At 64.8% G+C, this 26,227-nt stretch carries 19 protein-coding genes and 1 pseudogene; 6 read left to right on the top strand and 14 right to left on the bottom strand.

Annotated elements, in window-relative coordinates; translation table 11 throughout:
• Window positions 1–17: 17 nt before the first annotated feature.
• Both ACZ5KU_RS05295 and ACZ5KU_RS05290 read right to left on the bottom strand, forming a co-directional pair.
• Window positions 18–755 carry an energy transducer TonB family protein gene (locus ACZ5KU_RS05295; RefSeq protein ID WP_054057301.1) on the bottom strand — a complete coding sequence of 246 codons (738 nt, stop codon included), beginning with the start codon at window positions 753–755 and terminating at the stop codon, window positions 18–20.
• Between the two features lie 2 nt (window positions 756–757).
• Window positions 758–1,165 carry an ExbD/TolR family protein gene (locus ACZ5KU_RS05290; RefSeq protein WP_054057302.1) on the bottom strand — a complete coding sequence of 136 codons (408 nt, stop codon included), beginning with the start codon at window positions 1,163–1,165 and terminating at the stop codon, window positions 758–760.
• Between the two features lie 326 nt (window positions 1,166–1,491).
• On the opposite strand from ACZ5KU_RS05290, the gene ACZ5KU_RS05285 reads away from it, so the two are divergent.
• Window positions 1,492–3,090, top strand: a complete 1,599-nt coding sequence (locus ACZ5KU_RS05285) for an alkaline phosphatase D family protein (protein WP_054057303.1) — start codon at window positions 1,492–1,494, stop codon at window positions 3,088–3,090.
• 16 nt (window positions 3,091–3,106) lie between these two features.
• Here the strand turns inward: ACZ5KU_RS05285 and ACZ5KU_RS05280 are convergent, their stop codons facing one another.
• The 9 genes from ACZ5KU_RS05280 to bcsQ all read right to left on the bottom strand — a co-directional run bounded on the left by ACZ5KU_RS05280 (window position 3,107) and on the right by bcsQ (window position 18,003).
• Window positions 3,107–4,255, bottom strand: coding sequence for an alginate O-acetyltransferase AlgX-related protein (locus ACZ5KU_RS05280; RefSeq protein ID WP_464736900.1), 1,149 nt, complete (start codon window positions 4,253–4,255; stop codon window positions 3,107–3,109).
• Window positions 4,255–5,670: an MBOAT family O-acyltransferase gene (locus ACZ5KU_RS05275; RefSeq protein ID WP_054057305.1), complete on the bottom strand. Its 1,416-nt coding sequence runs from the start codon at window positions 5,668–5,670 to the stop codon at window positions 4,255–4,257. Before ACZ5KU_RS05275 ends, ACZ5KU_RS05280 begins: the two co-directional genes overlap by 1 nt.
• A 19-nt stretch (window positions 5,671–5,689) precedes the next feature.
• Window positions 5,690–6,367, bottom strand: a complete 678-nt coding sequence (locus ACZ5KU_RS05270; RefSeq protein ID WP_416771907.1) for a cell division protein FtsQ — start codon at window positions 6,365–6,367, stop codon at window positions 5,690–5,692.
• The gene (locus tag ACZ5KU_RS05265; RefSeq protein WP_054057307.1) at window positions 6,368–7,051 is read right to left on the bottom strand and encodes an SGNH/GDSL hydrolase family protein; all 684 of its coding nucleotides are present in this window, start codon (window positions 7,049–7,051) and stop codon (window positions 6,368–6,370) included.
• A gap of 18 nt (window positions 7,052–7,069) precedes the next feature.
• Entirely contained in the window at window positions 7,070–10,987 is a 3,918-nt protein-coding gene (locus tag ACZ5KU_RS05260) for a cellulose biosynthesis protein BcsC (RefSeq protein WP_464736899.1), read from the bottom strand.
• On the bottom strand, window positions 10,969–12,159 hold the full coding sequence (gene bcsZ, locus ACZ5KU_RS05255) for a cellulose synthase complex periplasmic endoglucanase BcsZ (protein ID WP_054061949.1): 1,191 nt from the start codon (window positions 12,157–12,159) through the stop codon (window positions 10,969–10,971). The genes ACZ5KU_RS05260 and bcsZ overlap by 19 nt, the downstream gene beginning before the upstream one ends.
• 104 nt (window positions 12,160–12,263) lie before the next feature.
• Window positions 12,264–14,600 carry a cellulose biosynthesis cyclic di-GMP-binding regulatory protein BcsB gene (bcsB, locus tag ACZ5KU_RS05250; protein WP_464736898.1) on the bottom strand — a complete coding sequence of 779 codons (2,337 nt, stop codon included), beginning with the start codon at window positions 14,598–14,600 and terminating at the stop codon, window positions 12,264–12,266.
• Complete coding sequence (bcsA, locus tag ACZ5KU_RS05245; RefSeq protein ID WP_464736897.1) at window positions 14,597–16,822, bottom strand: UDP-forming cellulose synthase catalytic subunit; 2,226 nt, start codon at window positions 16,820–16,822, stop codon at window positions 14,597–14,599. The genes bcsB and bcsA overlap by 4 nt, the downstream gene beginning before the upstream one ends.
• On the bottom strand, window positions 16,819–18,003 hold the full coding sequence (bcsQ, locus tag ACZ5KU_RS05240; RefSeq protein ID WP_464736896.1) for a cellulose biosynthesis protein BcsQ: 1,185 nt from the start codon (window positions 18,001–18,003) through the stop codon (window positions 16,819–16,821). The genes bcsA and bcsQ overlap by 4 nt, the downstream gene beginning before the upstream one ends.
• Before the next feature lie 350 nt (window positions 18,004–18,353).
• Between bcsQ and ACZ5KU_RS05235 the strand changes: the two genes are divergently transcribed.
• Window positions 18,354–19,058: a hypothetical protein gene (locus ACZ5KU_RS05235; RefSeq protein ID WP_273825518.1), complete on the top strand. Its 705-nt coding sequence runs from the start codon at window positions 18,354–18,356 to the stop codon at window positions 19,056–19,058.
• Window positions 19,059–19,334: 276 nt separating this feature from the next.
• On the opposite strand, the gene ACZ5KU_RS05230 is transcribed toward ACZ5KU_RS05235, so the two are convergent.
• A complete protein-coding gene (locus tag ACZ5KU_RS05230) occupies window positions 19,335–20,543 on the bottom strand; it encodes an aspartate aminotransferase family protein (protein WP_054060140.1) in 1,209 nt (402 codons plus the stop codon).
• A 102-nt stretch (window positions 20,544–20,645) separates the two neighbouring features.
• On the opposite strand from ACZ5KU_RS05230, the gene ACZ5KU_RS05225 reads away from it, so the two are divergent.
• Window positions 20,646–21,551 carry a LysR family transcriptional regulator gene (locus tag ACZ5KU_RS05225; RefSeq protein WP_054060141.1) on the top strand — a complete coding sequence of 302 codons (906 nt, stop codon included), beginning with the start codon at window positions 20,646–20,648 and terminating at the stop codon, window positions 21,549–21,551.
• A gap of 24 nt (window positions 21,552–21,575) precedes the next feature.
• Here the strand turns inward: ACZ5KU_RS05225 and ACZ5KU_RS05220 are convergent, their stop codons facing one another.
• Window positions 21,576–22,397 (bottom strand): alpha/beta fold hydrolase, encoded by an 822-nt coding sequence (locus tag ACZ5KU_RS05220; RefSeq protein WP_054060142.1) that lies wholly within the window; start codon window positions 22,395–22,397, stop codon window positions 21,576–21,578.
• Window positions 22,398–22,499: 102 nt separating this feature from the next.
• Between ACZ5KU_RS05220 and ACZ5KU_RS05215 the strand changes: the two are divergent.
• The 3 genes and pseudogenes from ACZ5KU_RS05215 to ACZ5KU_RS05205 all read left to right on the top strand — a co-directional run.
• Window positions 22,500–22,948, top strand: a pseudogene (locus ACZ5KU_RS05215) (cupin domain-containing protein); the annotation flags it as partial.
• Window positions 22,949–22,954: 6 nt separating this feature from the next.
• A complete protein-coding gene (locus ACZ5KU_RS05210) occupies window positions 22,955–23,392 on the top strand; it encodes a helix-turn-helix domain-containing protein (protein ID WP_464737389.1) in 438 nt (145 codons plus the stop codon).
• A 121-nt stretch (window positions 23,393–23,513) separates the two neighbouring features.
• Window positions 23,514–24,125 (top strand): DedA family protein, encoded by a 612-nt coding sequence (locus ACZ5KU_RS05205; protein WP_273825511.1) that lies wholly within the window; start codon window positions 23,514–23,516, stop codon window positions 24,123–24,125.
• On the opposite strand, the gene ACZ5KU_RS05200 is transcribed toward ACZ5KU_RS05205, so the two are convergent.
• Complete coding sequence (locus tag ACZ5KU_RS05200) at window positions 24,090–25,715, bottom strand: HAMP domain-containing methyl-accepting chemotaxis protein (protein ID WP_464736895.1); 1,626 nt, start codon at window positions 25,713–25,715, stop codon at window positions 24,090–24,092. The two genes, ACZ5KU_RS05205 and ACZ5KU_RS05200, sit on opposite strands and share 36 nt — an antisense overlap.
• Window positions 25,716–26,227 lie beyond the last annotated feature (512 nt).

Genomic DNA, 26,227 nt, shown 5'->3' with positions numbered 1-26,227 from the left:
TTCCTGGTTATAGGTGCCTACTGCACGCTGTAATTGAAAGTGGCGGTGAAGCGTTGCTCGTTGCGTCCGCCAAAGGCTTGCTCGGGGAAAGGCTTGACCTGCCTGATGCGGTGCAGGCTGTTGGTCGCGGCCCGGTTGAGCAGCATGCTCGCGGCCGGGGTCTGGATCCCCGAGTCGAGAACGCGGCCCTGCCGGTCCACCAGCAACCAGACCACCACGTCGCCGCTGGGGCGTTCGAGGGAGGCCTGGCGTCCGGTGGGGTACTGCTTGAAGGTGTCCAACTCGTTGCGCAGGCCCTTGAGGTAGCCGCTTTCCAGGGCCTGGCTGTCGACCTTCGGCGGCGCGGGCGGAGCCGGCGGCGTCGGGGTCTTGGCGATGACCGGTTCGGCAGCCGGCTTGGTTTCCACCGGTTTGGCCGGCACCGGAGTCGGCGTCGGCTTGGCCACCGGTTTCGGCGTTGGCCTGGGCTTGGGTTCCAGCTTGGGCAACGGTTTGGGTTGCGGCTTTGGCGGCGGCGGAGGAGGCGCGGGTTCGGCCTCCTCGTCCTCGATCACCGGCGGCGGTGGCGGTTCTTCCACCACCGGCTCGGGAACCCCTCGCGGCTCAGGCTCGACCAGGGCCAGTTCCACCGCCGACTCGTCGTAGACCGGCTGGACCTTCAACGGCTGCGACGCGATCCCCAGGATCACCAGCGCCAGGGCGATCAGGGCCGGGACACTGCCCAGCAGCTGACGTGCACGAAACAGGATGTACATGATCAGGACTTGCGCGTGGCAATGGAGACGGACGTGAAGCCACCCAGACGCAAGGTGTCCATGACTTCCACCAGGCGGGCGACTTCCACGCCCTTGTCGCTGTTGACGATGATCGTCGACTTGCTGTCGGGCTTCTCGGCGGCCTTGAGCGCCGGCACCAGGGCCTCGACGGTCATGTCCTTGCCGTCCAGTTGCAACTGGCCGTCCGCGCCCAGGGTGAGGATGAATTTGTTCTGCGGCTTGAGCTGCTGCGAACTGCTGGCACTCGGCAGTTGGGTCTTCATGCCGAGCGCCGGAATCACGTTCAGGCTGACCAGCACAAAGAACACCAGCAGGAACATCATCACGTCGATCATCGGGATCAGTTCGATGTGCGCCTTGCGCTTTTTAGGTTCGTCCCAGGTTCTCATTCGGCGGCCCCTTGTTGATTAGGGGCGCCAAGCTAGCAACGAAAAATGACCGATCGGTTAACTTTAATTTACGTTTTGAAGGCTCTAGGACGGACATTACAAACCATTACAGAGCATTTCCGACGCGTAATGAAACTGAAACCCGGGAGGGGCACTCTTGAAAACTTTTCTCAAATGGACTCCCCGATACCTGCCTCGGACAACCTCGTCCGGTGCCTCCGGGATAACGGTGACCGCCGTTTGAAACGGTACATAACCATATGCTTCGGCACGGACTCCTGCGTGACCATTGGCAACCCCTTTGACTGAACCCGCGAGTTTTTTCCATGAGCGATAGTGTTGTGCAACAACAGGACACAGGGCCGATCGACCTGGACCGCCGGCGCCTGCTCGGCGGCATCGCCGGCGCAGCGGTGCTGTCGATCCTCAGCCCGTTCGCCCGCAGTGCCGGGGTCGACTATCCCTTCACCCTCGGTGTTGCCTCGGGCGACCCATTGCCCGACGGCTTCGTCATCTGGACGCGGTTGGCCCCGCGGTTCAATGCCGTCGACGGCCGTGGCGGCCTGGAACGGCCGGTGCCGGTGCGCTGGCAGGTGGCGACGGACGCCGCCATGCGCCAGGTCGTCCGGCGCGGCGAGGTGATGGCCGACAGCCGCTTCGCCCATTCGGTGCATGTCGAGGTCGCCGGATTGGAGTCTGGCCGCCCCTACTGGTATCAGTTCGAAAGCCTCGGCGCCCAGAGCCCGGTAGGCCAGTCGCGCACAGCACCGGCGCTGCAGGCGCTGACCTCGGCGCGGCTGGGCTTCGTCTCCTGTTCCCACTGGGAGCGCGGGTACTTCAGCGCCTACCGCCACCTCGCCGCCGAACAACCGGACCTGGTGTTTTTCCTCGGCGATTACATTTACGACAGTTCCTATACCGATCCCGGAAAGGTCATCCGCTCTCACGGTGCCGGCAACGCCAGGACCCTGGTGGACTACCGCAACCGCTACGCACTGTACCGGACCGACCCGGACCTGCAGGTGCTGCATGCCTGCGCGCCCTGCGCGGCGACCTGGGACGACCACGAGGTACAAAACGACTACGCCAACCAGTGGTCGCAGGACCCGAACATCCCACCACAGGCATTCCTCAGGCAGAGGGCGGCGGCCTACCAGGCGTTCTACGAACACATGCCGCTACGTGCCAGCAGCCTGCCCCGGGGCCCGGGCATGCGCATCTACCGCCGGCTCGACTATGGTCAACTGGCGCAGTTCCACATTCTCGACGGTCGCCAGTACCGCTCCGAGCAACCGTGCATCCCACCCAGCCGCAGCCGCCAGGGGCATGTCGCCGCGCCCGACTGCGTCGACCTGCGCGACCCGAAACGCACCATGCTCGGTTGGGAACAGGAAGCCTGGCTGGACCAGGGCTTCGCCCGCTCGACGGCACGCTGGAACGTGATCGCCCAGGATCTGCTGGTCGCCCCGATCCTGCAGCGCAACCCGGCCACCCAGGAACTGGGGCACTGGACCGATGGTTGGGACGGTTACGCCGCCACCCGTGACCGGGTGCTGCAATCCATCGAACGCACGAAGGTGAACAACCCGGTGTTCTGGGGTGGCGATATCCACTCGTTCTGGACCACCGACCTGCATCTCGACGGCGAGAATCCGGATTCGAAGATCGTCGCCACCGAGTTCATCGGCACGTCGGTGACCTCCGACGGGCCGCCGTTCGAGCTGTTCAACGCGGTGCTGCCGTTCAATCCCCATGTACGGTTTTTCGACAGCCGCCAGCATGGGTATGTGTCGGTCGAGTTGGAGCCGGGAAGGATGACCACCAGCTTCCGGGCGATTTCCGAACGGGCCGATCCGCGGGCGACAGTGTCGACGCTCAAGCAGTTCGTGGTCGAGTCTGGACGGGCGGGGGCAATGATCCTCTGATGCGCTTGTGCTGCCCTCAGGGCAGCCGCGCATTGCCATCATAGGGCGTCTGCAGATCCCGCTCGGGAATCTCCCAGACGATCAGCTTCGGCGGTGTCTGGGTGAACGCCGGGCTCTCGAAGTAGGCCTTGGCCGCCCCGGAGAACTCGCCGCCATCCTGGGCGAAATTGCCCACCGGGGCACCGAGTGCCGCTTCGAGAAAGCCGACGAAGTTCGAGTTGCGCGAGAACGAGGTGCCGATCAGCGCGGTATTCGGCAGGTTGCCGTCGCCGAACAGATCGTCGAGGTTGTCGCCACCGGCGGCCTCCTCGGCCCGTTCCTTGATCTGCGTCGCCGCGACGTTCTCGATCCGCGGCTGCAACGCCGTCGGCAGCCAGTCGATACCCGCCAGACGCACCAGATCCCCCGGCCGCACGGCACTCGGCTGGGTCGTCAGGTCGAAGTGCTTGCGCGGCGTCGGCTCGAACTTCAATCCGGCGATCATCCGGGCCACCTGCTCCGCCGCCGCCTTCGCCCCGGCTTCGCTCCAGTGGGTATCGGTGCGCAGGTAGGCCGACTCGCCGACCGCCTGCAGGGTCGGGGTCAGGTTCAGGGCGGTGACACCCGCCCCCTGCAATGATCCCAGCCATTCATCGATGCGCGGCGCCAGCACGGCCGGGCGACTCAGCTTGCACAGTTGGCTGGCGACGATCCGGCTCTTGTCCGGCACCACCGCCACCACCAACTGGATACCGCGCCTGCCCAATGCCTGCTGCAACTCGCTCACCGCCCGGACCTTGGCCCGGGCATTGAGCGCGGCATTGCGGTTCAGGCGCAGCTCATCGGTGAGGAACAGCCAGCCCGGGCAGCCTTCGCGAACCCGTGGGCCAAGATCGCCGAAGGCCAGCCAGCTGCCAGCGCGCTCCAGGTCGGCCGCCTGCTTCGGCGCGGGCGCATCGGACAGGGTCTTGGCGAAACGGTGGGTGATCTCGCCGTGCAACAGCATGTCCTGGGTGACGGTCTTGGGCAGGAATTCGAGCTTGCCCCTGACCATCAGCCAGACACAGGACGCCAGGCCCAGCGCCAGAAACAGCGTGAAGATCACCCCCGCCAACGGGCTGACGCGTAGCGCCAGCTCCGTGGGGGGCGTGGGTGCGGTCGACGGGGATTGCGTTGGCTTGGTCATCAGAACTGGAAGTACAGAAAAGGCACGGCTTCACGGCTGGCGATCAGAGCGAACGACAGCATGAACCCGAGCACGGGCCAGAGGGCCGCAGCCAGCGCAAACCACGCACTGCCGGCGAATCGTCTTTCACAACGCGTCTGCAACAACGGCGCGAGAATACACACCACCCCGAGCAACGCCGCCAGGCCGTGCACCGGCCGCAGGGTCACCGCCAACGCGTCGCCGAGGGCAAAACCGTGCTGGCCGAACTGCCCGCCGTACATGCTCAGCGCCGTGGCGAAATCCGGGGAACGGAACAGTGTCCAGGCCAGGCAGACGAACAACAGCGTCGCGGTGTGCGAAGCCCACAGCGGCAGGCCCGGCAGACTCGATCGCGACCAGGCGCGGTCGATACACAGCGCCACACCATGGGCCGAGCCCCACAACAGGTAGTTCCAGCTGTCGCCTCCGTGCCACAGGCCGGCGATCGCCATGGTCAGGAACAGGTTGCGATAGGTATTCCAAGTGCCCTTGCGATTGCCTCCCAGCGAGATGTACAGGTAATCGCGCAACCAGCTGGACAACGACAGGTGCCAGCGCCGCCAGAAGTCCTGGATGCTGTAGGCCAGGTACGGCCGGTTGAAGTTTTCCGGGAAGTGAAAGCCCAGCATCAGCCCCAGGCCAATGGCCATGGCGCTGTAGCCGGCGAAGTCGAAGAACAGCTGCAGCGAGTACGCCAGGCAGCCGATCCAGGCATCGACGAACGACGGATTTTCCAGGTGAAAGGCCACATCGACCAGAGGTGACAGGGTGTCCGCCACCAGCACCTTCATGCACATGCCGATCATGAACCGGCGCGCGCCCAGGGAGAAATTCAGCCAGTTGAAATAGCGCTGGTTGAGCTCCCGGCGGACCCAGTCATACCGAATGATGGGACCGGCGATCGAGTGGCCGAACATGGAGATGTAGGTCGCGTAGTTGATGAAACTGCGCTCTACCGGCACCACGTGCCGATGCACGTCGACCAGATAGGAAATCGCCTGCAGCACGATGAACGACAGCCCCGCCGGCAGCGCCACCTTCTGCCATTCCATGGGCATGGCCCCGTACCAGGTGATCAGCTCGTTCCAGGTACCGGCCAGGATGTTGGCGTACTTGTACCAGCAGAGCACGGCGGTGTTGATCACGATCAACGCCACCAGCAGGCGCATCCGCCCGCGGCCGTCCTCCCGCGAGCGGTCGACCAGCAGGCCACCGACCCAGGCGAGCACGGTCAGCACCATGTGCAGGAACAGGAACAACGGACTCAGCCAGCCATAGAACAGCCAACTGCCGATCAGCAGGATCACGTTGCGCCAGGCCGGTCTTGCCAGGGCATAGACCAGCAGGAACGCAGGCAGGAACAGCGTCAGGAACTCGAGCGAGGCGAAAACCATGGCGACGGGTGCTTCCGATTCAGTTGGACACGCTGTCCGTGGCGGTAATGAGACGCGGCCCCGTCGACGAAGGCAGTATCAACAGACTGTAGCGCTTGTTGGCTTCCAGCGCGCCCAGTTCGACCGCCGCACCGACCGGCTTGCCGGCACAGATCAGCTGGACCGCCAGCGAGCCCCGTGGGTTGAGCTCCTGGCGCCGCGGGTTGCCCGCCGGCGCCTTCTGGAACAGGTCGACATCGCGTCCGGCCAGGTTGACCTTGGCCTCGGCGCAGCCGGACTCGGCATCGAACAGCGCCAGCGAAGCCTTGAGCTGGTTGGGAATGTCGAAGGCTTCGTTGACCACCAGTTGGCGAATGCCCTGGTGGCCATCGTCCAGGGCGAACACCGTGGCGAAATCGCCAGCCGCGACCTTCGCCTCCAGTGCAGCCTTGTGGCCGTCACGGCTCAGGGTGCCCTTGATCGCCTGGCCACCGGGCACCGGGATGAAGTCACTGACGACCTTGTCGCCTTCGAGTTTCAGGCTGGTCTTGGCGCCGTCCGGCGTCAGCTCCAGGGGGCTGGCGGAGACGTTGACGAAACGCAGGTAGGCCGAGTCCTGGGAAGGACCGGTGGGGTACAGCGCAATCTGCGCAGCGAACGCCGGCGCAATCAGCGCGGCCCCGAGCAGACCGCCGACAAGACCGAAAGTCCGTTTCACTTATTTGGCTCCCTTCACGGCACTGGCCGGCAGTTCGCTGATGGATTTGCCGATCGCCGCCGCCCAGGCCTTGTAGCCGGCGATGGTGAAATGCTGGCCGTCGGAGGTGATCCACTCGCCCGGCTTGGAGAACTTGGTCGAGTCGATGTAGGTGCACGGTGCGACCATGTTCGCCAGGGTGCCGGCGACCAGTTGGGTGCGCACCTGGTTCTTGCCGTAGGTGTTCTCGTTGGTGTTGCTGCCGTTGGCCTTGCCCCAGGCCGGCCCGACCCAGACGCACTTGGCGCCGCTGTCGGCGATCTGCTTGGTCAGCGCGGTCACGCTCTGGTAGGCCCAGACCTTGGGAAACGGCGTGGTCTTGTAGGAGGCCATGGTGTCACCCATGATCAGCACCACCAGGTCCGGCTTGTCCTTGGCGATCACGTCCTTGATCGGCTGGGTGTCCATGGTGCCACGGCTCATCACCTTGATCTTCTCGCCCGGGTCGCGGGTCGCGCCGCAGTCGAGCTTGAGTTTCGGCGTGACCCAGTCCGCCGGGTTGGCACCACAGGCGCCGATCGCATGCACCTGGGCACCCTGCTGGGTCAGGTTGTCATACAGCGGGTTCATCAGCGAGTCGGGAAAACTCATGTGGCTTTCGCCAATCACGAGCAGGGTCAAACCAGCGAGCACGGAAGAAGCCATCAAACTTTCCTCGTTGAATCAATTCGAATAGGGGGAACCGAAGGGACTGACTGGCAGGTCCATGGGGCCGTTCATGTCCTCGAAGGTGTAACGCAGATACACGCCACCGGCGACCTGGCGGTAATCGCTGGCATTGTCCACGCCAAGCGTACCGCCGAGGAAGAAGTTCGAACCGAACTTGTATTCGCCGGCCGCGTTCAGGCTGTAGCCGATGCCGGTCTTGTTCTCGCCGGAATAGCGCCCCAGGCCGACTGCCGTGGCATTGGCCTGGTACTCGCTGTGGCCGGGGAAGACGTCGGCGCTGTCCTGGCCGATATGCTGGACACCGATCGAGGACTTGATCCGGTAGGTGAAGCGCTCGGTGCGCTGCGACCAGCTGACCGGCACGCCCAGGGCGAAGAAGGTCTGCGGACTGAAGTAGCCGCCATGACCGTAGGTGTAGAAATCCTGGTTCTCGGAGTAGCTCAGGGCCGAACCGCTGAGGCCGAGGGTGAGAATGCTGCCCGGCGTGTTGCGCAGGTACCAGTAGACACCGCTGCCCAGCTCGAAGCGATTGTTGTCGTCGACATTGTTGCCCATCAGCCGATGCGCCGAGCCGTAGCCGTAGGCCCCGAACTTCTGGTTGTCGTAGCCCAGTTCACCGCGCACGCCGTTGGCGGTGACGCCGCCCCACTTCTCGCCGGTACGCGGGTCGCGCGAGCCGGCGAACGAGGTCACGCTGTCGGTGACCACACGCCGCGAGGCGCTGACGCCATAGCTGAAGTTGGGGTTGGCGGCGAACGGCCGGTTGAGGCTGGCACCACCGATCGGCGTGCTGTAGGTGAAACCGATCGGGCTCATGCCGATATCGGCCTTGAACCCGTTGTCCTTGTCGCGATAGGCCACGGCCAGGCCGACCCCGCTGTCCTTCTGGCTGCCGACGAGCGCGGTGCCACTGGTGCCGAAGCGGGGCGAACCGTTGGCGCCGGGGCTGCCCGAGTACAGGTAGACGGGCGTGACCTGCAGCGCGATGCTCGCCAGGTTCGAGCCGACGGGGAAACTGGCCTCGAACGGCGCCTCGACATCCGTCAGCTTGCCCAGGCCCTTCTCGCTGTTGTTGCTGCGCACGGTGAGGCCCTGGACCACATAACCCGTGCGGTCCTGGAGAATGTCGTTGAGCGCGACCTGGGCCGGGCTCAGGCCGGTGCTCGGTGCCGTATCACGGGCGTAGGTGTCGCGCGAGTACGGATCGCTGAACGGATTGGTACTGCGGCCGCCGACCGAAGCGGCCGGGACGGCCTGGGCCTTGCGTGTGACCGGCTCCGGAATCAGTTGCGGATCACCGGCGCTCAGGCCACTCGACGAACCGTCCACCGGTGGCGGGATCAGTGAAGCCTCGGCCAGCGAGGTGCCCTGGCGCCGCTGTCCGGCCAAGCCGACGAAGGGGTTGGACGATGCGGCGCTGCCACTGGCGACGCCGGCGACATAGGTGTCGACCCGCTGGCCGTTCTCGATCTCGATGGCCTTGCGCAGCAGGCGGCTGGCCTCGCCGGTCTTGCCCATCTCGCGGTAGATCCGCGCCGAGGCGGTGAGGGTCTGCGGCACGCCGGGTTCGAGCGCCAGGGCCTTCTCCACCGAGCGTTCGGCCAGCGAATAGTCACGGCCCTGCATGGCGATATCGGCCAGGCCCAGCTGCAGCTTGGCATTGCCGGGGTCGGCCTTGATCAGCGGCTCATAGAGATTGCGCGCCTTGTCGACATTGCCGCTGGCGGCATACATGCGCGCCAGCGAGGAAATCGCCAGGCTGTCATTCGGACGCTGCTGCAGGGCCGGCGAGAGCATGTCGTAGGCGGCGACCAGGTCGTTCTTCTGGCGCAGTTCGTCGGCCTGCTTGACGCGGTAGAGAAACACCAGGTCCTCGTAGCGCTTGCTGGCGGTCTCGCTCATCGGCTTGCCCTGCAACTGGCGCAGGATCTCGCTGACCTCGGCATCCTGGTCGGCCTTGAGCAGCACGCCCGCATACAGCAACTGCAGGTCCGGGCTCGGGGCGGACTTGTCCAGCAGATCCCGCATCAGGCTGATGGCCTGGTCCGGGTTGCCGGCTTCGGCATAGGCGCTGGCCAGTATCGCCACGCGCTCGGGCTTGCCGCGGGTCAGCGGCTCGCACCGCCCCAGCAGGCCCCAGGCTTCCTGGCGCTGGCCACGCCGGGCGACGTCCACCGCCATCTCGGTCTGCACGTGCAGGCGGATGTCCAGGTCCATCTCGTTCATGTCGGCGCTGCGCCTGGCCGCCGGAATCCGCGACAGGGTGCGCTGGGCCTTGCTCCATTCGCCCAGCTCGGCCGACAGCAGGGTGCTGGTGTAGAGCGCGTCCGGCTGGTCGGGTTGCTGCTTGAGCAGTTCGTCGATCAGGTCGCGAGCGACCTGGGCCTGCCCCTGGCGCAGGTAGACCCGCGCCAGGGCGAAGCGGATCCAGGGTTTTTTCGGATCGTCGGCCAGGGCTTCCTTGTAGGCCCTCTGCGCGCCGTTCAGATCGCCGCGGCGCTCGGCCAGCTTCGCCACCTGGGTGGCACGCAAGGCACGAATACGCACGCTCGACGCCAGGCGGGCCTGCTCGGCCGGCGACAGGCGGTCGATCAGTTGCAACGCTTCGTCGGACTTGCCGGCCCGCGACAACACGCCGATCAGCCCGCTCAGGGCATCGGGGTAGTTCGGATTTCTCGCCAGCACCTGGCGATAGCCGGCCTCGGCGGCGTCAAACTCGCCAGCCTGGGCATACCAGCCGGCCAGTGCCGTCGGCCCGGCGGGCTCGACCGAATCCCGGGCGATGGCCTGTTCGATCAGCTCCCGCGCCTGGGCCTGGCGGCCGCTGCGCTGGGCGTCGTTGGCGCGGTCGAGGAGGATCCAGTAACGCACGTCCTCAAGGGCACTTTTCCACTGCGCACCGGCGCCGGTCCGGGTCGCCTGCACCAGGTAGTTTTCCGCCTCGCCGAGGCGCTTCTGCTGCTGGCGCAGGATGCCCATGCCCCCCAGGGCGTCGTAGTCGTCGGGCTTGTCCTTGAGGCGTGCCTGCAATTCCTGTTCGGCGGTCGCCAGGTCGCCGGCATCGAGCGCCTTGAGGCCACGGGCGACATGGGGGTCGCGCTGCCAGCCGGAACCCGTGCGGCCCTGGGCGATGCCCTTGTTCATCAGCGCACGGATCTCGCTGTCGTCCGGGTGCGCCTGCAGGTACTGCTCGAACAGCGACACCTGGTCCCGCGACGGGGGCCCAAGCCAGACCAGGGCGAAGCGCCAGGTCTCGTCGGCGTTGCCGCCGATGTCCGGGTTGTGCGACAGCCGCGCCAGGGCACGGATGCCTTCCGGCCGGCTCTCGGGGTTGCGCGCCAGGTGCAGCGCCAGCCACAGGTCGAGAATCGCGTCGTCCGGACGCTCGCGGCGCAGGCGCTCCAGGCCGACACGGGCCTCGGGCCAGCCGCCGGTGGAGAACCCCAGGGTGTTGTAGTACTCGCGGGCGATCAGGCCCTGCGGCTGGCGGCCCTCGAACAGCTGCCGATAGACCGCGACGGCCTGGTCGCGCTCACCGGCATCGCTCAGTTCGCGGGCCTTTTCCAGCAGCTGCTTTTTTTCCGGCGGGCTCAGGGCGATGTCCTGCTCGAGCTGCAACGCCAGGCGCGGCTGCGGCTTGATCGCCTGCAGGCGGGCCAGGTAGTTCTGCGCGTTGGCGATACGCTGGCGTTGCACCTCGATCAGGCCCAGGCCGTACAGCGCATCGGGCTGTTCGGCGTCCAGGTTCAGCAGCCGGGTCCAGGCCTCGGCCGCACGATCGGGTTTTTCCTTGGACTGCCAGTAATAGCCCTGCTGGATCAGCAACGATTGCGGGCTGCCGCTTTCAGCGGCGAAGCCGCCGCCGGAAGCCAGGGCGGCACAGACCGCCAGGGCTAGGGTTTGCTGGCGCATGCGTCCTCCCAGGATACTTTCACAGTGCCGTCCTTGTTGAACTGATAGCGGTTCTCGCTCCAACCGAGAGAAAACAGGCTCAACATCACATGATAATACTGATGCTGCTGATAGGCCGGGTCAGCCGGGTTGGTGAAATGCGCAATCGCCTGGTCGACCAGCCGCTGTTGCTGGTCCGCCAGCAGCGGCAGGCCCTTGGCCCGCAGGTACGGCACCAGCGACGCCGAGAAACCGTAGGGGCCGATGCCTTCGGTGACACCGGTCAGCACCTGGACCTTCTCCGGCGGCACACCGGTGGACGCGGTGGACTGCGCCATGCCGTCGAGGTTGTCGAGAATCGGCTTGGCCAGCGGGTCGGCCGGCGAAGTCAGGCCGGCCCACAGGTAGGTACGGATCGCATCATAGCTGCCCAGCGCATTGGTGAACTTGTCCACCACGAACATGCCCTTGTTGACGTCCGTACCGCGATAGCCGACCCAGTCCGGCACAAACCCGAAGCGGTTCATGTTCTTGTCGGCGATCATCTTCGCGGTGCTGTCGGCCACTTCCTTCCAGGGGCTCGACGGCAGTTCCCTGCTGAAGCGGCGCAGCAGCGGAATCGGCGTGTAGCTGGCGTTGAAGCGCCACAGCTGATCGGGGTGTTCATAGCCCACCGGCCCCGGCAGGAGCATCTTGCCGAGCCCGGGGATATCGCGGATCAGGGTCTTTTGCACATTGTCCAGGATGCGCTGCGCATCGGCCCGGTAGGCCGGCTTTTTCCACAGCCGATCGGCCTCCAGCAGCGCGTAGGCGAACCACAGGTCGGCATCGCTGGCGGAGTTCCTGTCGATGATGCCCCAGGTGCCGGCAGGCGTCGGCCCCCACAACCAGCCGGGCAGGTTCTGCGCGATGTTGGCACCGGCCATGTTGTCCCGGGTCCAGCGCCACAGGGCATCGAAAGTTTCGGGATCATTGGCGATCAGTGCGAAGAACATACCGTAGGACTGGCCCTCGGAACTGCTCTGGTTGGGGTCCATGCTCGAGCCTAGCATGCGCCCGTCTTTCTGCACGAAACGCTCGGCATAGTTCTTCCACAACGGCCAGTTCTGCACGCTGCAGCTCTCGGCGGCCTGCACCGCCACCGGCGCCAGCAGCGCCAGGGACAGCAGCCCACGACCCAACAGACGCCCCATGCCCGTCGAAGCCGGCCTGGCGGCGGTAGCGCCAGCAGCCTGTACCGCCCTTTCACTGAAAAACCTGCTGCGTATCACACCCACATCCATCGCCTTGCCCAAACTCATGACAAACGCTTCCGTGCCCGGGAACGCAGGAACACGAACAGCAGGAAGCTCACCAGCGCCAGCCCGCAGACGGTCACCAGCAGCATCCACAACAGGTTCTGCGACAGCATCCACTGCATCCGCTTGAACAGGCTCAGGTCGCCGACGTAGTACTGCTCATCGGCCACCAGCGAGGTGATGCGCTTGTCCTGCACCACCGCCAGGCTGCCCTGAATGGTGTCCTTGTACTGGTCACCACCGATCAGCGCGGCCGTGGCATCGGCCAGGCCTTCGGGTTTGCCGCTGGCGATCACCACCACGCTGCGCCCGGACTTGAGCGGCGACTCGAAACCGGCCAGGTAGGTGCTGCTGTTGGCGCCGCTGTAGGTCACCTGCAGCCGCGGCTTGCGCTGGTTGGCCTGCGGGTCGGGGCTGATCCAGTCACGCACGCGCAGGGTCAGGTCGGACAGGCTGAAACGATGGCCCGTGCCTTCGAAACCGGCTGGCAGATGGCTGGCCCACTGCTCCAGCAACGGCTGGTTGGCTCCCGAGGCGAACACCAGCAGGTCCTTGTCGCTGACCGTCTGCACGTCCTTGGGCTGCACCACGGTGACCGCGGTCGCCGGGTAGCCGGTGGACTCGCCGAACCGGCCGAGCACCGTCAGGTACGCGCCCCACTCCTGCTGGCCACTGCCGTCCGGCAGTACCACGGCGCTCTGCGACAGATCCGCCAGGCGGGTGAACGGGAAGCCGCTGTCGTTGAACACGCCCAGGTTCGGCAAGGCGATGTAGTGGTTGAAACCGCGCAGGTCGAGGCTCGAATCCGGGTCGATCAGGCCGCGCATGTTGTCGATGATGATGTCGCGGCATTCGCCCTGCTTGATGTAGTCGAACATGAAGCGCAGTTGCAGTTGCGAGCGCGGCGACGCCACGCCCAGCGGCAGCAGCACGCGGGCTTCGCGCGGCAGGCTCTCATCCTTCTTGAGCATCGCCAGCAGGTTGTCGCCGCCGTCGAGGCTCTTGAGCGACGGCAATGGCATCGACTTCATGAAGTTGTTGTTCAGGCTCACCAGCAACGAGGAATTCGCCGACTCCTGTTGCGGGGTGTAGCGGTACTTCAGGTCCAGCGGCACACCGGCCTCGCGCCAGTTGAACAGGTCCGGCGGCAGGCGTACGGGAATGGTGATATTGCCGGGGTTGTAACCGGACACGCTGAGCTGCTTGATGTCGACCAGCTCACCCAGGCGTACCGGGCGATCGGACGGCAGCCAGTTCGGTGCGTCGTAGGGCTGGCGTGGGCTCAGCGGATCGAGGTGATCGATCACCACGCTGCTGCCTACCAGCGCCTTGCTGCCCATGGCCACCGCATTGGCGGCCAGCTTGAGTTCGGCGGCATCGCGACCGGCAACGATCAGCAGCTTGCCACGCGGGTCGTTCGGGTTGGCCTGCAGGGTGACGGTCGCCCCTTTCAGTTCCGGGATCTGCAGGCTGCCCAGTTGCACGGCTTCCTTGCTTTCGACCAGGACGATGGCGTTGCCCTGCTGGGGAATCTGGCCCAGGACGCTGGTGAAGCTGGCCCCACGGTAGGACGCCAGTGCGCCCATCCACGACGACAGCGCGCCCGCGGCTTCGAGGGTGGCGTTATCCGGTTGCCGGGCAAACACGAACGGCAGGTTGAGCTGGCTCGCATCGCGACGGTCGAAGAACGGCAACGGCAGGATCGACAGGTCGTCCTTGAGCGGGATCGGCGAAACGCTGAGCTTGAGTTCGGAACCGACGTTGATCTTGGCCCACAGGCTGCTGTGCTGGGGGTCCTCGCACTGCATGGTGTAGTGCCCGATGAATTGCAGGCGCAGGCGGTTGAACTCGGTGATCAGGTGCGGCGGGATATTCACCACCTGCTGCTGGGGCTGGCCGGCACCTTCCTTGGGCAGCGCCAGGCTGGCGGCGACTTCGTCGTTGACCAGCACGTTGATCTGCGACAGGTCGGCCAGCAGAGCCGGCGAATAGCTGTAGCTGAGCACCAGTTGCGCGCCATTGACCACCTCATCGGCGCGGATGTTGAAGTTCACCGCGTCGGAGGCCTCGACCCCCTGCAGGTTCATGGTGTCCAGGCGCCCCAATTGCTTGAGGGTCAGTTCACGGGTGTAGCTGTCGGCTGGTGGCTGCTCCGCGACAGCGGGCGCGACGGCCGGGGTTGCCGCCGGGCTGGCCACGGCCGTGTTGGCCGTCGCAGCCGCGTCGGCGTAAGCCATGTGAATCATTGCACCCAGGCACAGCACCGACGAAGCCAGGCGCATGAGTGGGTGACGTGGGCAGCAGGTGGTGCTGCGATACGAGGATTTCATGGTCATGACTTGTCCATAAGAGGGTCGAGCGATTTCGAATTGGCAGATCTTGCAGCCAGGCGATCACGAACCTGCAACACAGTGGCCTTGATCAGGGCGCCCATGCCGACCACACCGATGGCACTGACCTCGCGCAGGGCCGACAGTGGCGTATCGACCTTGCCGCTGCCCCAACTGGCGGCCCAGGTGTCGGCGCGGGAGAAGGTCATGCGCACCAGTTCGCTTTGCTGGCGCAGGGTCAACGGGTCGAACAGCGCCCCGAGGTACTGGCCCTTGCTGAACACCACCGTAGTATCGAATTGGCTGGTTTGCGAATTGCGGAACAGCGACACGCGAATGCGTTCACCGGCGGCCACCGTGGTGCCCTCCGGCAATTTGAGGCCGAGGCCGCGCTGGGAGAAGTCCTGGGTCATGCCGTAGACCTCGGTGCCATCGGCCAGCCCGATCTTGACCGGCAGTTCGGCACGGACCCGCGGTTCGGAACGAACCTGGCGGGTTTCGGAGGCCACCGCGACCGCGGCGCTGGTGATGATCAGGTTGTAGAGCGTCCAGACGCAGTTGATCAGCACGGTGATCTCGGTGTCGGGCTCGCCCCAGATGAGCTGCCAGATGCCGCACAGCAGCCCGATCAGGTTCAGCGCCAGCAGCACGATGTACGGCCGTGCCAATTTCCAGTCGAAAAATTCCTTGTCGATGATGCCGCCCTTGTCGGTGACGTTGAAGCCACCGAACCTGGGGTTGACCAGCGCCATCAGCACCGGCGGCATGATGTACCAGGCCAGTACCGTCTCGTACACCTCGTTCCAGAACGAATGCCGGAAGCGCCCCTGGATGCAGGAGTTGGTCAGGTTGGAATGGAACAGGTGCGGCAAGGCATAGGCGGTGATCATCAATGCCGAGGCATGGAAGATCTGCGCGCCGAAAATCAGGTAGGCCAGCGGTGCGGTGAGGAACACCAGCCGCGGCAGACCATAGAAAAAGTGCAGCATGGCGTTGGCATAGCAGATGCGCTGGCCCAGGTTCAGGCCCTTGCCCATCAGCGGGTTGTCGACCCGGAAGATCTGCGCCATGCCGCGTGCCCAACGGATCCGTTGGCTGATGTGGCGCGACAGGCTCTCGGTCGCCAGCCCCGCCGCCTGGGGAATCGCCAGGTAGGCGGTGTTGTAGCCGGCACGGTTGAGCTTGAGGGCAGTGTGGGCGTCCTCGGTGACGGTCTCGACCGCCACCCCGCCGATCTCTTCCAGCGGCTTGCGCCGCAGAATCGCGCAGGAACCGCAGAAGAAGGTGGCGTTCCACAGGTCATTGCCATCCTGTACCAGGCCATAGAACAGCTCGCCCTCGTTGGGCACGGCGCGGAAGGTGTTGAGGTTCTTCTCGAACGGGTCCGGGGAAAAGAAGAAATGCGGCGTCTGCAGCATCGCCAGCTTCGAATCCTTGAGGAACCAGCCCATGCCGATCTGCAGGAAGGAACGGGTCGGCACATGGTCGGCGTCGAACATGGCGATGTATTCGCCGTCGGTCACCTTGAGCGCTTCGTTGAGGTTGCCGGCCTTGGCGTGGAAGTTGTTGTCACGGGTGATGTAGTTGACCCCGATGCTGGAGCAGAACCGGCGGAACTCCTCGCGACGACCATCGTCGAGCACGTGGACACGCAGCTTGTCCTTCGGCCAGTCCATCGCCTGGGCGGCGAAGATGCTCAGCTTCACGATGTTCAGCGCTTCGTTGTAGGTGGGTATGAACACATCCACCGTCGGCCAGTCGCTCGGATCGCCGGCCAGCAGCACCGGGCGACGACGCAGCGGCCAGGCGGTCTGCACGTAGCCGAAGATCAGCACCACCAGCGCATAGAACTCGGCCAGGACCAGGCCGTAGCCGAAAACGGTGTCCAGCCAGCCTTCGAAACCCAGGGTGTCGGTCAGGCGCCAGTACAGGTAGCGCAGGGAGGCCACCAGCGACAGCACGATCAGTGCCAGGACCGGCAAGCGACCGGGCACCCGCTTGATCAGCAGGGCCGAACCGAAGCACAGCGACGCGAACAGGCACTGCGTATACAGGTCCAGCGGGGCACTGATGATGCCCACCAGCAACAGGCAGGCACTGAGCGCCCCAACCCCGATCAGCGTACGACGCAAGGCGCTCGGCCACTGCTTGACACGGGCCAGCCAGGCGTTGAGGCGCAACTCTGAGCGCCCCGGAATCTGGGGCGTGAAATTGGGATCGATGGTCATGACAGATGGGACTCTTGCGTACCTTGTACGAGCAGTTCACACAACGAACCGGCCACGTCGAGAATGTCCTGACAGCCTCGGGTCGTCGGGATGTGCGCCAGCGGATTACGCTCGTAAGCCAACGCTTCGCCGAGGCAGTGGTCCTGACGGATCACGCCCAACAACTGTTTATCGGCTTTTCTTTTCAATACTTCACACACGTCGAGGCTGAACTGGCGCGAAGTATCCAACTGGTTGATGACATACCTGCACTGCAGCGGGATCTGCCGTTGCCGGTAGGGCGCCAGCAGGCGGTTCATCTGCTCCAGGCTGGCATAGGACGCGGCATCGGCGAGCGTGACCACCACGGCGACATCGGCAATCGCCAGCGCCTGGGCCAGGTAGGCCGTCGCCCCGGAGGGGGTATCGATGATCACGGTGTCCTGTTCGCCCAACCCCAGTTCGGCCAGGTGCCGGGCCAGCCAGGTGGGATCGGCGCGCAGGCCGCTTTCGAAATTCACCCGCTCCTCTTCACTCACCAGGCCGTAGGCCAGGCAGTGGCAGGCCGAGAAACCGTCACGCAACACACGCCGCCAGTCCTGCTGCTGATAGTCCTGGGCAACGCCCGGCCACTGGTCGTTGCCGCCCAGGTGCAGGCACAGGGCATTCTGCGGGTCGAGGTCGAGGGCCAGGGTACGGCCATCGGCACGCTTGATCGCACTCGCCAGGGCCGCGGCCAGGGTACTCTTGCCGACGCCGCCCTTGGCCGAGACCACGGCAATGACCTTGGCTTTCAGCACCGGCTGCCCGCCGGCCTGGGCAGGGGCATGGGTGGCACTTGCCTGGCGCTGCTGCTCGATTTCCGCCAGCAGGCGGCTCAGGGAGGTCGCGGTTGCCGCGGCGGCGGCGGCAATCGGAATCGGTGCCACAACGGCGGCCGGCGGCACGGCCGGAGCCGGAACGGGTTCCGCCGACGGCACGTCATCGACCGCAACCGGGGTGGCACCTTGCGTCTCGTCGGGAACGGGGAGCGAAGGCCTGATCGGAGTTACCGGGGCCACCGGCTGCAATGTATCCAGGGCCGCGATCAGTTGGCTCGCCGTCTCCTCGGCATAATCATAGGACGGCTCGATTTCGAGATAGCTTTCCGCACTGCCCCCGAATCTTTTGAACAGATTCGCGATATCGTCAGAACGATGCATGCAGGTGTCCCTTTGCGCAATAAGAATTCAAAACCAGCATCCAAAGGGACAAGCACCCACCCTGGTTGTACAGCGTCCATTATTCCCGACTGCTTCCCCTACAGGTAGTAGCAATATGATGGTGTCATTATTTTGCTGTCTAATTGATTTTATTCAGTACGATCAGGTGGTCAGCCAATATTTTGGCGAACAACTTTGAAACATGTCGAACAACCTGCAAACCTTGCCGTTGAGCCGTCCGCTCGCCTGTTGATCCGTGACAATGGCGCGCCGGTCCAATAGATTAAGCGCCCGAAAATGCCGCGGCATTTTGAGCCTTACCCCCTGTTAAGTGAAATAGCGAAATTTCGATGCCTGACTCTCATACCGATGAAGCCGTAACCTCCTTGTCCGCCAAGCACGAATACGAAAACGCGATCAACCTTTCCCAGCATGTGGCCCAGGCCAAGACCATCAGTGAAATGGTGCTCGACGCCTTCCAGACGTCCAAGGAAAGCGAGGAAATCCGCGAGTTGCGCGCCCAGATCCGCCAGGCGCACGACCGTTTCGACGACGACAGAGCCTACGAACTCATGGGCCAGCTCAAGCAGCTCAAGGATGCCGAAGCCGCGGACCTCGCCGCGCTGGAAGACCTGGGCACGAAATATCCGATCACCCGGATCCTGTCCAGCTACAAGGACGACCCGGCCTTCCAGCAACTGGTCTATGGCCTGGCCCTGAAGGTCCTGAACCAGACCCACCAGGCGATCACCAACCCGAACGCCGGCAAGGGCAAATCGTCGCGGGCGAAGAAGGAAGCCGAAGTGTTCGTCATCAGCAAGGACGGCACCAGCGTCAATTTCCCGTTGCGCACCCCGCGCACCAAGGCCAACGCCGACCGTGAAGCGTTCGAATTCCTCGGCTTCGCCTTCGCCGGCCATGGCGACCTGGCCGAACTGCTGAACGAAACCTTTGTGGATAACGAGGGCAACGAACAGCCGGCGACCCGCAGGAACATCGTCACCGCGATTCAGCAGCAGACCGCGTTTGCCGGCTACAGCGTGGTTCAGCAGTAAGGAAGACTCGCTCGCCAGCGTGGGGCAGGAGCCCAAAGCCCACTGCGCCTGGGCTGGCAGCACTTCAGTTCCGCCAGGACTTTCGCCCAGGCACAAAAAAACCCGCCGAAGCGGGTTCTTTTTTTGACCTGCCCAACATCCTGTCGGTAGCCATCCTGGCCAGGTCGATCTTCCTTGATCCTGCGCACATCCGTATGCAGCAGTGATGGGTGTAGATTAGGGCAACGACGGGGGTGGGCAAAGACGTGATCGCCAGTGCGTCGTGTAAGCCTTTGGCTATACCGCCACCGCGTCGCCCCCGGCATTGACGCAGGCGGCCGCCAGCGCACCCCGCACACCGGCGACGATCATTTCCACCTCCGCCGCATCGATCGTCAACGGCGGCAGCAGGCGGATAGTCCTACCCCGCGTGACGTTGATCAGCACGCCCTGCTCGCGGGCGGCGATCAGCGCCAGGTCGCGGATCGGCTGTTTGAGCTCGATACCGATCATCAAGCCCCGCCCACGGATCGCCAGCACCTGCGGGTGTTGGCCCAGTTCTTCCTGCAAACGCGTCAGCAGCCGCTCGCCCTGTTGCCGGGCATTGGCGACCAGGCCCTGCTCCTCGATGATATCGAGCACGGTACAGCCCACCCGGCAGGCCAGCGGATTGCCGCCAAAGGTGCTGCCATGGCTACCCGGAGTGAACAACTGCGCCGCCTTGCCCCGCGCCAGGCAGGCACCGATGGGAATGCCATTGCCCAGGCCTTTGGCCAGGGTCATCACATCCGGGACGATGCCTTCGTGCTGGAAGGCGAACCACTGGCCGGTACGGCCGACACCGGTCTGGATTTCGTCGAGCATCAGCAACCAGGAGCGCCGCTTGCACAGGTCGCGCACGGCCTTCAGGTAACCCGGCGGCGGCAGTTGCACTCCACCCTCGCCCTGGATCGGCTCCATCAGCACCGCGCAGATACGCTGGCCATGGCTGCGGGCCAGGCTGTGCAGCAGTGGCAGGTCACCGAACGGTACCTTGATGAAGTCCCCCGGCAAGGCGTGGTAGCCCAGCCGCACCGCCGGACCATCACTGGCCGACAGGGTGCCCAGGGTGCGACCGTGGAAGGCGTTCTCCATGACCACCACCAGCGGCTGCTCGATACCGCGGTGCCAGGCATGCAGACGGGCCAGCTTCAACGCGGTTTCATTGGCCTCGGCGCCGGAATTGTTGAAAAACACCCGCTCCATCCCCGACAACCCGGCCAGGCGCTGCGCCAGCCGCTGCTGCCAGTCGATGGTGTAGAGGTTCGAGGTGTGCAGCAGCAGGCCGGCCTGCTCGCTGATCGCACTGACCAGCCGCGGATGGGAGTGACCGACGTTGGTCACCGCTACCCCTGCCACGGCATCCAGGTACTCGCGGCCGCCCTGGTCCCACAGGCGCGTACCCAGGCCCTTGACGAACCCCAGGTCGAGCGGTTGATAGGTGGTCATCAGGCAAGCGGCGGTCATGGCGGCGGGCTCCAGGCAATGAGGTGGTGCGGGCAGTATCGTTAGCCACCTGAGCTGGATAAACTCTGCAAAACTTCATTCATTTTGAAGCAGGAATTGATAATGGATCTGTTCCAGGCCATGCAGGTGTACGTGAAGGTGGTGGAAAGCGGCAGCATGACCGCCGCCGCCCTGGAATGCGGTATCTCCACCACCATGGTGGGCAACCACCTGCGTTCGCTGGAACAGCGCCTGGGTGTCAGCCTGCTCAACCGCACCACCCGTCGCCAGCGCCTGACCGAGTTCGGTGCGACCTATTACCAGCGCTGCCTGGAGGTACTGGGCCTGGTGGCCGACTCCGAACGCCTGGCGGAACAGGTTCAGGGCGAACCGAGCGGTACCCTGCGGATCACCGCGCCGCTGACTTTCGGGTCCGAGCGCCTGGCTCCGGCATTGAGCGAGTTCGTGCGGCGCTATCCACGGATCAAGCTCGATGTGATGCTCAGCAACCAGCGCGAAGACCTGATCGACAGCGGTTTCGACGTGGCGATCCGCCTGGGTGTTCCCGAACCTTCGGCGCTGATTGCCCGGCCACTGGAAAACTATGCGCTGACGGTCTGCGCCTCACCCGACTACCTCGAGCGACGCGGCACACCCAAGGTTCCCCAGGACCTGGAGCATCACGACTGCCTGGCCTTCGCCTACCCGGCGGGAGACGACTGGCGGATGGTGGAAAAACAGTGGAGCCTGAGCGGCCCGGAGGGGGAGATACAGGTGCCGGTCAGCGGCCCGATGACCATCAACAGTTCCTCGGCGCTGTACCAGGCGGCACTGGCCGGCATGGGCATCGTGATGGTGCCGGATGCCCTGCTGCGCGACGATCTGCGCGAAGGGCGGCTGGTGCCACTGCTGGCGGACTACAAGCTGCCATCGCGGCCGATGAACCTGCTGTACGCCCAGGACCGCTATCGCCTGCCCAAGCTGCGCAGCTTCGTCGAGTTCGCCCTGGAGAAATGGGCAAAGCCCTGAGGCTTCACCCATTCCCGCGCAGGCTTACCTGGCGGTGGCTTTGGCCGCATCCTCGATGATCGCCGCCACCTTGTCCGGATGGGAGACCATCACCACATGGGACGCGCCCTTGATGTCCACGGTCTCCCGGGAACCGGCCCGGTCAGCCATGAACTTCAGCGCCGCCTCGGGGATGTTCTTGTCCGCCGAGCCGTAGATGAACCAGGACGGCAAAGTCTTCCAGGCCGGCTCGCCGGAAGCTTCCTTCAACGCCGCCTCGGCGATCGGCCGCTGGGTCGCCGCCATCAGCGCCGCCTCTTTCGCCGGTACATCGGCGGCGAACTGCGCCGGGAACTTGTCCTGCTGGATGAACAGGTCGACGGTGCCATTCTTCAGCTGGACCGGTGGTGCCAGGGTCGGGCCCAGGGTACCGCCCGGGAAGCGGCCGGACAGCTCGATGGCGGTCTCGCCCTTTTCCGGAGCGAAGGCCGCGACGTAGACCAGCGCCTTGACGTTGGACTGCCCGTGGACCGCGTTGGAAATGACCGCGCCGCCGTAGGAATGCCCCACCAGGATCACCGGCCCCGGCGTGTGTTCGACGATATCGGCCACATAGTCGGAATCACTCTTCACGCTGTGCAGCGGGTTGGCGACAGCGACCACCGGGTACCCCTTGGCCTGCAGGCGGGCGATCACCCCGTTCCAGCTGGACGACTCGGCGAAGGCACCATGCACCAGCACCACGGTTGCCTTCCCGGCCGGTTGCGCGGCCGCGGCCGAGCCGCTCCAGCCCAGGGACAGTGCTCCGGCCGCCAGGGCAACGGCAGCGAACAGTTTCGAGACAGTGGAAAGACGGGAGGTTTTCATCGGTAATTCCTTTCGTTTGAAGTGACTGGCCCGCCGACAGCGGCGGTGTGAACGTGGAGCCATGATGGCGAAAACACGTTTACGAATGGCGCCTTTTTGTCGATGATATACGGCAGATCGTCTAAAACCTGCCACGGAACCCCCTCCATGGACCGCCTCTCGACACTGCTCAGCCACTTCGGCATCACCGCCAATACCTTTCACAGCGGCCGCTTGCAGGGCCAGATCGCGATCGACGCCGCGCAGCCCAGCGGCCATGTGCATCTGCTCCAGAGCGGCAGGCTCAGCCTGGAGGCCGGCGGCAGGACACTCCGTATCGAAGAGCCGAGCCTGATCCTCATTCCCCGCCCCTGCCCCATCGGCTGCTCGCCAGCGAAGCCGACGCGGCGGAGCTGGTCTGCGCCTCGCTGCGTTTCGATGGCGGAATCGACAACCCGCTGTCCGTGGCTCTGTCCGACACCATCGTGATGCCGCTCGAGGCCGTGCCGATGATCGAGGGCACGCTGGACTGGCTGTTCGGCGAAGCCTTCGCCGAACACTGTGGGCGCGAAGCGGTGATGAACCGTCTGTTCGAACTGATGGTGATCCAGTTCCTGCGGCACATGATGGCCTACCACAGCATGACCACCGGAATGATGTCCGGCCTGGCCGACCTGCGTCTGGCACGGGCCATGACCATGATGCACAACCATCCGGAGCGGCCCTGGACCGTCGCCGAACTGGCCCGGGAAGCGAACATGTCGCGGGCCAGTTTCGCCGCGCACTTTCACAAGGTGGTCGGCCAGACGCCGGCGGACTACGTACTCAGTTGGCGGGTCAGCCTGGCCCAGAAACGCCTGCGCGAAGGTCGGCCGATCGCCCTGATCGCCGATGAGGTCGGCTACGAAAGCCCGTCGGCATTGGCCCGGGCCTTTCGCCGCAAGATCGGCGAAAGCCCGAGGGAATGGCTGGGGCGCCAGTCGAGCGAGCTCAAAGGCACCGTCCTGCCGCTTTGAGACGGTTGCCAGGGCACTTTCGCCCCGCCAACCGATCAGACCCTACACGGGCATCGCCTGCCCGCAGGCCGGCGCGCAGGCAAAACCGCCCACGGACCGATAGACGGATCGACCCACACTCATGTTCGAACACATCGACTTCAACTACCTGCTCGCCACCTATGGCTACTGGGCCATCTTCATCGGCTGCCTGCTGGAGGGCGAAACCATCCTGATTCTCGGCGGGGTGGCGGCGCATCAGCAGGTCCTGCAACTGTGGACGGTAATCTTCTGGGCCAGCCTCGGCGGCATGCTCGGCGACCAGTTGCTGTTCTGGGCCGGCCGCTTCTTCGGTGCCCGCCTGCTGCCGCGCCTGCACCGCCAGCAGGCGGCGATCGAACGGGTGAGCGGACTGATCGTGCGCTACCCGCTGGCATCGGTGTTTTCCGTACGTTTTCTCTACGGCATGCGCCTGGTCGGCCCGCTGGTGATCGGCGCCAGCGGCCTGTCGCCGCTGCGCTTCAGTGTGATCAACCTGTTCGGGGCGGTGGTCTGGGCCACCCTGTTCGCCTCGGGTGGCTATTGGGCCGGCGAGTTCCTCGAAGAGTTGTTCGGCAACCTCAAGCCCTATCGCCTGCCCATCGCCATCGGCGTGGTGCTGTTGATGGCCGGTATCGCCCTGCTCCGTCGTCATCGGGCCCGACGCAAGTCGGGCCGCTCAGAGGCGAAACTGCCCGACCATCGCGCGCAGTGAGTTGGCCAGTTGCGCCAGCTCATGGCTGGAAGCGCTGGTCTGGTCGGCACCGGCCGCCGAGCGCAACGACAGGTCGCGGATATTCACCAGGTTGCGGTCGACCTCGCGGGCCACCTGGGCCTGCTCCTCGGCGGCGCTGGCGATCACCAGGTTGCGCTCATGGATCTGGCTCACCGAGGCGGTGATGGTCTTCAAGGCATCGCCCGCGCGCTCGGCCAGCACCAGGGTACTGGCGGCACGCCGGGAACTGGCCTGCATCGAGTCCAGGGCCTGGGTCGAGCTGCTGCGCATGCCCTGCACCATCTGCTCGATTTCCTGGGTCGATTGCTGCGTGCGGTAGGCCAGGGCGCGGACCTCGTCGGCCACTACCGCAAAACCGCGCCCGCTCTCACCGGCCCGGGCCGCCTCGATGGCCGCGTTGAGGGCCAGCAGGTTGGTCTGCTCGGCAATCGCCCGAATCACATCGAGCACCTTGCCGATGTCCTGGGACTGAACAGCCAGTGACTGCACCAGTTCGCCGGTCTGCTCCACCTCGCCGGCCAGGGCGTTGATCGCCTCGGCGGTTTCGCTGACACGCTCCTGCCCCAACCGGGCCGATTCGCTGGACTCGCGCGTGGCTTCGGAAGTGGACACCGCATTGCGCGCCACCTCTTCCACCGCGGCGGTCATTTCATTGACGGCGGTGGCCGCCTGTTCGATTTCGTTGTTCTGCTGCTGCAGGTCACGGGTGCTGCCAAGCGTTACCGCGTTCAGTTCGTCCGCGGCGGTCGCCAGTTGCACCGACGAGCCGCTGATACCCTGCAGGGTATTGCGCAGCGTCTGCTGCATGGTCGCCAGCGCCTCGAGCAGTTGAGTCACCTCGTCGTTGCCACGGGCCTCGATGTTCTGGCTCAGGTCGCCACGGGCGACATGCTGCGCGGCATTCAGCGCCTCGCCCAGCGGCTTGACGATACTGCGGGTGAGCAGCATCGCCAGGGCCACGGTGGCCAGGGCCGCCAGTACGATGAACAGGATGACGACGGTCCGCGAATTGCTGTAGTGCGCCTCGGACTTCACGCTCTCGGCCTCGACCCGCTTGCTGAACAGGCCGGCCAGGTCGTTGAGCTGCTTGCCGGAACCATCGACCACGGTCTTCATGTCCACCAGCAACAGCTTGATCAGTTCATCGCGTCGCCCCCGTTCGGCCAGGGTGAACGATTGGGCGATACCGGAACGGTAGGTGGCGAAGCTCGACTTGAACTGGTCATACAACTCACGGGATTCCGGTGTGGTCACCAGCTTGTCGTAGGCGACGATCTTTTCGCTCAGTTCCCTGTCGCGTGTGTCCATCTGCGAGCGGTACGTGGCGACGTTTTTCGGATCCGGGTCCAGGGCCATGCGCAGGGAGATCGTGCGGATGCGCAACATGAGCTCGCGAATCTCGTCACCCCCGCGAATGCTCGGCAGCCATTGGGTTTCCACCGCCACTTCACTGTCGCGGATACTCGACATCTTCTCCAGGGCAAACAGTCCGAGGAAGGCCACGAGGACCGCGATCAGGGCAAATCCGAGCGCTGCGCGCGGCGCGATATTCATTTGGCGAAGAAGCATGACGGCGGCCTTTTCCGGGGAGGATGCGAAGTGAAATAGCGCAGGCATGACTGCCGACGATTGGCAGGCTATCGGCAAGTCATACGACAACTTGAAGGGGCTTTTAAATAAAGAGGGACCCGTACCGCTCGCACAGGAGCGGCCAGAATCAATCAGGGAGAATTCGCACAGCGGGACAGGAACCCTCACTTTTCCAGCGGACACAAAAAACCCGCCGAAGCGGGTTCTTTGCCGACCATCACGACTCCTGTCGTCGGCCATCCTGGCCTGGGGTCTGTCTTCCATGACGCTGTACACATCCTTGCGTAGCAGCAGTGGGTAAAGAATAAGCCCCCGCAGCAAGCTCCGACAGAGGAGATCTCGGTGTCCCCATGTAAGCCTTTCGCCATACCTCGACCGAGCCCACGCCGGCCCCGCAAGCTTCCGCCGATCGCCACTCGTCCCCGCAAGCGCTCAACAGCGCACAGGCAGACCGTCGCACCGGATAGCCAGCGAACTTGCAAAGACCCTGG

The sequence above is a fragment of the Pseudomonas sp. Tof1 genome, from assembly GCF_055390395.1.
The sequence above is the reverse complement of the archived record's forward strand: the minus strand, read 5'-3'. Positions and strand labels throughout refer to the sequence as shown.